This is a genomic window from Microcoleus sp. B3-A4, assembly GCF_036705385.1.
Classification (GTDB): Bacteria; Cyanobacteriota; Cyanobacteriia; order Cyanobacteriales; family Microcoleaceae; genus Microcoleus.
Genome location: NZ_JAUBUI010000169.1, coordinates 1 through 3,653, shown reverse-complemented (window position 1 = coordinate 3,653; position 3,653 = coordinate 1). Strand labels below are relative to the sequence as shown.

Here is a 3,653-nt window from a genome sequence, read left to right as displayed (position 1 = left end):
CTCTGGCTTTTCGCTCATCTGACTACATTACCATATTTTTCGGCTCTCAATGAACTATTTTTTACCTGAATCCTTACTTTTATTCTTTCTTCTCTCTTCCTTTCTTTATAACGAAATTCTTTTTTTTCTCGTAATTTTCATTTTTTTAAAAGCATAGCATATGGCACTCGCTCTCACCCCGAATTTCCTTGCTCTTTCTATTAATCTTGCTTCGGGATTTTCTTCTACATCTTTTCTAAGTGCTTCCCAGTCTATCTTTCGCTCACGGTGTTCTACCGCAAGTTGCTCGGAGGTCTTCTCTCCTTAGCCATCTGTATATTGTTGCTCTTCCTACTTTAAACAGGGCGGTGGCTTTGGTTATACCCCCTCCATTTTCCACATAATCCACTACTCTTTTTCTCAAATCTAGACTGTATGCCATTTTTGGGCTCCGAGTTAACCATTTTTCTTGATTTTACATCATCTTGCATTTGTCTCACATTTATTTGAAATGACTATAAAACGCAGCCAAAAACCTCAATCGGCGCCATATTAAAAGCTACTTTCCACCATTCAGACAGGATTTTATCTGCAGCTATCAGTCCCGACGGACAATTCTTCGCAACGGGCTCTGAGGACTCTACAGTGAAAATTTGGAGTTTGCACACCGGCGAACTGCGGCAGACGATTTTCGGACATTCAACAGCCGTATTGCTAGTTGCTTTCAGCCCCGCCAGCAAAACGCTGCTGACACGATCGCGCGCGGGCACAGTCAAACTCTGGAACCTGCAAAACGGCGAACTGCTGAAGCGTTTAGCAGACGTGCACCGCCACGAATCCGTCGCCGTTACGCCATGCCTGTGGGTTTTATCTAGCATCTATTGGTCATGACACCAGAGCTATTCAGGCTTATCTGGGACACAAGAATATTCAACACACTATTCGCTACACGGAGTTATCGCCAGACCGCTTCCAGAATTTCTGGCTCGACTGAAACTATTTTGGTTCAAAATCTCTACAAATCAATGGTTTCAACTGCCTTGCTTTACAAAATTTTACAACCTGTCCTCTTTGGCGCGTATCCCGGCTGAACCCCATTGAGACTGTGGTTTAATTAATGTCTAAAAAGTTACACAAAATTTTTTGGTTCTAAAAAGCTTTCACAGCAATGGTTTTAGCCTATCTTGCCTCTGGTAACAGCTTCGCTAGCTCCTCGCCACCATGCAATTTTCTTGACATCTTCCTTAAGGAGGAAGTATATTTATTTATGTTGTAGTATAAATGCTACTTCGGTTTTTACTAATATCTCTCACTAGAGTCTGATGATGAAAAATCTATACAGCTTGCCTTCCTTGACAATGAATTATTCAGTTCCCATCGCTAAAATCCTTCAGAGTTTAATGGTTGCTACGGCCTTAGCCTTACCACTATCCGTAATGACAGCAAAGAGTGTTTTAGCTGAAAGTTTGGAGTTTAGGCTTACTAACTCTACGGCTACTAATATAACAAAATTTTATACCAATCCCACAGGAATAGATGATTGGGGGGAAGACATTCTTGGTATAGATATACTGAGACCTGGAGAATCTGGAACCATAACTATTGGCAACAGTCAGAATGTCTGTACTTACGATATCAAAGCTGTTTTTGATGATGGGGCAGAAGTTATAAAATATAAAGTTGATCTTTGTACAGTAGAAAACTATACGTTGTACGACGAATAACGCAAGTTGCTAGTTATACACAGCGGTTTCCGAGCGCGTAGCGCCTGTCGTCGGGCGCTACGCGCTGTCAAGCTGTTCAATAAATCGCGATAAGATGCTTCGCTTGAGTCATTTAAGCAATACAATTGGATCTATGAATAGAATTTGGATAGTTAAAGGCTGGCTGAAAAAATTGCTATTTATGCAATCGTACTCCCTTCCCGCTGTAAGATTATAGAATCAGGTTGTAGATCTGCTCAAGTGTCTTTGGGATTTGACTTTGTGTCGGCAATTGTTCCGTTTCAAATAATTCTTTTATTCGTTTTTTTACCTCTTCTATGCTCGCTCCCACTGGCAAATAATGTAGTAGCCTCAGTCTTAGTAAATGAATTAGATATTCTGCTAGATAGAAGTTCGGTGAGTAGGTTGGTGTATAAATTAACTCTATTGTGATCTTTTCCTCTATCTCTAATGCTATTTGTTCAGCTATTAAATATTTCTTCATCTTCTTTCTCTAGGTCGAATTATTATCCAACAATATCCTTATATGACGCGCTTTTTCTTTGATACTTTCTTGGGACAATTCTCCTATCTATAATGCTATATCGTCGGTTTTTGCTGTGGGTGATATAGCCTTTCTCAGAAAGATGGAGTACGCCGAAACCCTGTCTTGTCATGTCAAGCTTTTGAAGTTTAATTGTGTACCTCATCTACCCAAGAACCGCTATAGTCTGACAAACTTTTTTCCACTTATAGCATCTACCGCTAATAGTCCATTCAGCTTCTCTCTTTTTTTCCCTTCATTTGATGCCACTTCTGGTCGCGTATTTTTTTCTTCCCATCCATAGTATAGGCTTGGTCGATTCGTGACTGCAAATTCATCAAAAAATACTATTTTCTCCCCACTCTTTCTCTCTGCTATTTTTTTTTTGAACTTCCACAAACTCCTTCTGCTTCTGGCGATGCCTTTGCATAATCTCGATGCGCTTTTTGATGAGAAATATTTATATCGGCTAAAATTTCATATATTCTCGACGTTTTTAGCTCTACTTTCCACCGTTGCTTTATTACCGCCGGCATGATTTTTCCTGTCCAGATTTCTCTGTCTATCCCATACTTTGTTGGTTTATCCTCTAAAATCATTCTCTTTAATTTCTGGGGGGGTGACAACCCGGTTAGAAGCTAGACAAGGTAAGGCGTTGACCCAATTGTGGTAAAAAAAGATAGGCCCGTTCAAAGTACCGACGACCTATCACAAATTATGTTACCTCTATTTTATCAGACGCATCTCCAGCAACACTTAACTCGTACTCAGTTTTTAGTATTAAGTATTTTGCTCAATCTACTGCAATCGGAAAGACAAGTTAAGTTGGAGCAATTAGCGCGAGTGTTTCCCTACCCGATTACCGCCGAAAGCCGACGTCGGAAATTACAAAGGTTCTTGGATTTACCTCAATTAACCCTCCGTCAGATTTGGTATCCCCTGATAACTTATTGGTTAACCACCTATTGCCAAGTGGGCCAGACTTTATCAATTGTCATCGCTCGCACCCAATGGGGATATATAAACATACTCATGTTAAGCCTGGTTTGGGAGAAGAGAGCTATCCCTTTATCCTGGTCTCTGTTACCCAAGCTAGGAAGTAGTAATTTGGCAGAACAAAGGGATGCGATTTCAGAAATTTTACCGCTTTTGAAAGATTATAAAGTAGTTGTTTTAGGAGACCGGGAATTTTGCTCGGTCGAGCTGGCTAACTGGCTCAGGGAGGCAGGTGTATATTTTTGTTTACGGCTTAAATGCTCTGTTTGTATCGAAACCGAACCTCAAATCTGGAAGCCGTTGAAGGAGGTAGGATTAGTTCCCGGAATTTCTCTCTATTTCCCTGGAGTCCAAGTCAGAAAGACTCAACCGATAGGGGGATTTGATGTGGCTTGTAAATGGAAAAGAAAATATCGGGGCATATCGGTTAA

At 40.6% G+C, this 3,653-nt stretch carries 5 protein-coding genes and 1 pseudogene; 4 read left to right on the top strand and 2 right to left on the bottom strand.

Annotation, left to right across the window (positions count from 1 at the left end; translation table 11 throughout):
- Nucleotides 1–77 precede the first annotated feature (77 nt).
- A pseudogene (locus QUB33_RS28890) lies at nucleotides 78–421 on the bottom strand (IS630 transposase-related protein); the annotation flags it as partial.
- A 98-nt stretch (nucleotides 422–519) separates the two neighbouring features.
- On the opposite strand from QUB33_RS28890, the gene QUB33_RS28885 reads away from it, so the two are divergent.
- From QUB33_RS28885 to QUB33_RS28875, 3 genes are all read left to right on the top strand, one after another.
- A complete protein-coding gene (locus QUB33_RS28885; RefSeq protein WP_333357936.1) occupies nucleotides 520–870 on the top strand; it encodes a hypothetical protein in 351 nt (116 codons plus the stop codon).
- Entirely contained in the window at nucleotides 860–973 is a 114-nt protein-coding gene (locus QUB33_RS28880) for a hypothetical protein (RefSeq protein ID WP_333357933.1), read from the top strand. The genes QUB33_RS28885 and QUB33_RS28880 overlap by 11 nt, the downstream gene beginning before the upstream one ends.
- Nucleotides 974–1,301: 328 nt before the next feature.
- On the top strand, nucleotides 1,302–1,703 hold the full coding sequence (locus QUB33_RS28875) for a hypothetical protein (RefSeq protein ID WP_333357930.1): 402 nt from the start codon (nucleotides 1,302–1,304) through the stop codon (nucleotides 1,701–1,703).
- Nucleotides 1,704–2,600: 897 nt separating this feature from the next.
- On the opposite strand, the gene QUB33_RS28870 is transcribed toward QUB33_RS28875, so the two are convergent.
- Complete coding sequence (locus QUB33_RS28870; RefSeq protein WP_333357927.1) at nucleotides 2,601–2,825, bottom strand: winged helix-turn-helix domain-containing protein; 225 nt, start codon at nucleotides 2,823–2,825, stop codon at nucleotides 2,601–2,603.
- 118 nt (nucleotides 2,826–2,943) lie between these two features.
- On the opposite strand from QUB33_RS28870, the gene QUB33_RS28865 reads away from it, so the two are divergent.
- Nucleotides 2,944–3,653, top strand: a 710-nt coding sequence (locus tag QUB33_RS28865) for an IS4 family transposase (protein ID WP_333357924.1), incomplete at its 3' end; no start/stop codon positions are given.

Coding starts and splice junctions, on each gene's coding strand:
- QUB33_RS28875 (WP_333357930.1), top strand. CDS start 1,302: ATGATGAAAAATCTATACAGCTTGCCTTCCTTGACAATGAATTATTCA.
- QUB33_RS28870 (WP_333357927.1), bottom strand. CDS start 2,825: ATGATTTTAGAGGATAAACCAACAAAGTATGGGATAGACAGAGAAATC.